The organism is Verminephrobacter aporrectodeae subsp. tuberculatae At4 (assembly GCF_000193225.1).
Taxonomy (GTDB): domain Bacteria; phylum Pseudomonadota; class Gammaproteobacteria; order Burkholderiales; family Burkholderiaceae_C; genus Acidovorax; species Acidovorax aporrectodeae.
Map to the genome: position 1 here is coordinate 1 of NZ_AFAL01000474.1, position 2,725 is coordinate 2,725.

Genomic DNA, 2,725 nt, shown 5'->3' on the forward strand with positions numbered 1-2,725 from the left:
CCAATCTATGATCCAGTAGCGCTTGGTTTGTGGGTTCACGTACAAACAATTGACGACACCGATTCCCTTGATCAGGCGATGCTCGTTACCGCTATATTGCAAGCGCACCAACCCCATCTTGTGCGAATGGTTCTTGTCCGAAACGCTGTCGTCAAACACAAGAAAGCCATCGGGAGAAAATTCAATCACACCTTTGACCTGCTCCCAGACATCATCCGGCGTTACATTGTCATTCTGCAAATAGCGATTGATGGCGTCATGCGAAAAATGCTGATGATGATCGGCAAACCAAGTTTGCGTGTAATTCGTCTGCGACGAAATGAGAAATTGACAGTAATCACGGCGCATTGGCTTCATGTTCATGAAGTGTGAAGTTGAAACCACGCAAGTATACATCACAAAACATCACAAATAACTATTTTCTTGATTATTTATTTTAGTTTGCGTAAGTCCTAGCTATCTTGAAAAGATCGTACAGGTTGCCTATCCAATTCCTACGGTATCTCAACGACAACTGAAGAAATTCGCTGAAGAAAAAATAAAACATCTCCTGTCATCAGAGCTAAAAATAGCACTGCGTCGATTCGAAGAACAACTCTATGAATCCGCAATAGATCAGGTAGCACGCCTATCCAGACATATGAGGGACATAGTTCGGATCGTTAATCGACTGTCATTGGCATTGCCGATAACATATAAAGAAGTGAATGTGGCAGATGCCATCGTGTTCGAGGCATTGTCTCAACGCTTTCCGAAATTAAGAGAAAACATCTGCAATTATCCCCAGTACTTTTTTAGAGGAAGTTCATACCCAGACCATTTGTCTGATGACAGTCTCTCCATCGAAGATCGGACTGCGCGGAGGCAGGAAGTAGAGGATGACGCCACAGCGGCACAGAAGGACAAGAAGCCGCTTTGGGCGAAATTTCTTTCGGATGACAGCGGAGAAAAGCAGGTTGCGGATAGCGCTTGCCGATTCCTGTTCTCCTCGTTTAAATCTGGAGACCCCCTTAGCATAAATGAACTAAGAATGGCACATCCCAATCGGATGGCCCGTTATCTCAGATGCACTGCCATCGATGGAATTCCTGATGCAGAAGAAATCCATGGGATTCTAAGTGATCCTGTAAAGTGGGGACAAGCGCTAAGCGTGAGTGACAACAAAGAGCTTTCTTCCCTTCTCGGGTGGTTTTCTATCCACATACAATCTTGGCCTTGCAGTGCCTCGGACATAGAAATTTGCATCAAAAAACTGGTCGATAAATCCCAACACGTCGTGGTCGTGGAGAGTGAAACTACGAAAGGCATTTCCAGAGTAATGTGGGAGTTGCTTCAACATGATAAATGCACTCCTGATACATATAATAAATGTCTTCCGGATATTATAGAAAAGACGCCTATTCATGTTTCTTGGAATTTCGGTTACGAGGTTCCAAAAGAGCGCAATGAAAATTTCAGAAATAGTGTACTTTTTAAGGAATCCACCGAGAAATGGATTGATCGTGCTCGAAAAGCCATAAATGGCGAGCTTGATGGGATACTGCTGCACTATATTCTTTTTAGGATTCCCTATTTACAAAATGGATCATACGAAGAGGTTCATGCGATAACTTCAAAGATGTGTGAAACAGATGATGGATTGGATAAACTCCTCTCCGGCTATGATGACTATAAAAACGACGATCCTCGCCCATCGCCGTCGTTTTCTATCATTAAAGACCCAGAACATCTGGTTAGCCGTATCGAAAAATCCAGTTTGAACGCGAAATATTATTGGTTAATAGAACCCTTGAAAGGATGGAAAAATCAGCAAAATATACTTGCCAGAATTTTGAACGCTCCACTACCCCCATGAAAATCTTCCAAACCTACTCCGAAATCACCGCCTGCATAGGCCAAGAGATCGCCCTAACCGAATGGCTGTCCATTACACAGGAACAGATCAATCTATTTGCCCAGGCCACGGGCGACCACCAGTGGATCCATGTGGATCCCGAGCGCGCCAAGGTGGGGCCCTTTGGCGTGCCGATTGCGCACGGCTTGCTCACGCTGTCGTTGATTCCGCAATTTCTCACAATGAGCCTGCGCATCGAGGGGGCGCGCATGGGCGTGAACTACGGGTTTAACCGGGTGCGCTTTACCGCGCCCGTTCCGGTGGGCAGCCGCTTGCGCGCGCGCCTGGCGCTGCAAGCGGCCGAGCCCCTGGCGCCCGACGGCATGCAGATGACCTGGCTCGTGACCGTGGAGCGCGCGGGCGGCGACAAGCCCGTGTGCGTGGCCGAATCGCTCACGCGCAGCTACGGCGCAGCCGCCTGAGAACCCGTCTGCGGTGACGCCGTGACCCCGCGCGAGCGCGCTCAGTTGGACCGGATCAACCCGCTGATGACCGTGCCCTCGGGGGCGTCGCCGATCGCGCCATCGGGCATGGCAAAGCTGTTTTGCCGCCAGGCCTCGAATACGGTCACGGCCACCGCGTTGGACAGGTTCATGCAGCGCTGGCCCGCGACCATGGGCAGCCGCAGGCATTGCGCGGGGGGAAAGCTCTCGCGCAAGGCCACGGGGAGCCCCCGGGTTTCTCCGCCAAACACCAGCCAGTCACCCGGCAAGAAGCAGGAGGCGTACACGGTCAGCGCGCCATGGGTGGTCACCAGGAACATGCGCGCCACGTCGGGCCGGGTGTCGCGCAGGAACGCGGTCCAGCCTGCGTGGCGCAGCACCTGCGCGT

The 2,725-nt window shown here is 50.8% G+C and carries 3 protein-coding genes and 2 pseudogenes; 3 read left to right on the plus strand and 2 right to left on the minus strand.

From position 1 onward, the window contains the following. Positions 1 to 357, minus strand: a pseudogene (locus tag VTU_RS0115265) (IS701 family transposase); the annotation flags it as partial. Between the two features lie 76 nt (positions 358 to 433). On the opposite strand from VTU_RS0115265, the pseudogene VTU_RS35700 reads away from it, so the two are divergent. The 3 genes and pseudogenes from VTU_RS35700 to VTU_RS0115270 form a co-directional block, all read left to right on the plus strand. Next, positions 434 to 667: pseudogene (locus VTU_RS35700) on the plus strand (P-loop NTPase fold protein); the annotation flags it as partial. 9 nt (positions 668 to 676) lie between these two features. Continuing rightward, the gene (locus VTU_RS32880) at positions 677 to 1,855 is read left to right on the plus strand and encodes a hypothetical protein (RefSeq protein WP_169315409.1); all 1,179 of its coding nucleotides are present in this window, start codon (positions 677 to 679) and stop codon (positions 1,853 to 1,855) included. After that, the gene (locus VTU_RS0115270; protein WP_010105679.1) at positions 1,852 to 2,316 is read left to right on the plus strand and encodes a MaoC family dehydratase; all 465 of its coding nucleotides are present in this window, start codon (positions 1,852 to 1,854) and stop codon (positions 2,314 to 2,316) included. The genes VTU_RS32880 and VTU_RS0115270 overlap by 4 nt, the downstream gene beginning before the upstream one ends. A 41-nt stretch (positions 2,317 to 2,357) precedes the next feature. On the opposite strand, the gene VTU_RS27520 is transcribed toward VTU_RS0115270, so the two are convergent. Then, a partial coding sequence (locus tag VTU_RS27520) for a tRNA (cytidine(34)-2'-O)-methyltransferase (protein WP_010105681.1) occupies positions 2,358 to 2,725 on the minus strand: 368 nt, incomplete at its 5' end.

What these genes read in the sequence shown, in the direction of transcription:
- VTU_RS0115270 (WP_010105679.1), top strand. Translation starts at nt 1,852, where the DNA reads ATGAAAATCTTCCAAACCTACTCCGAAATCACCGCCTGCATAGGCCAA.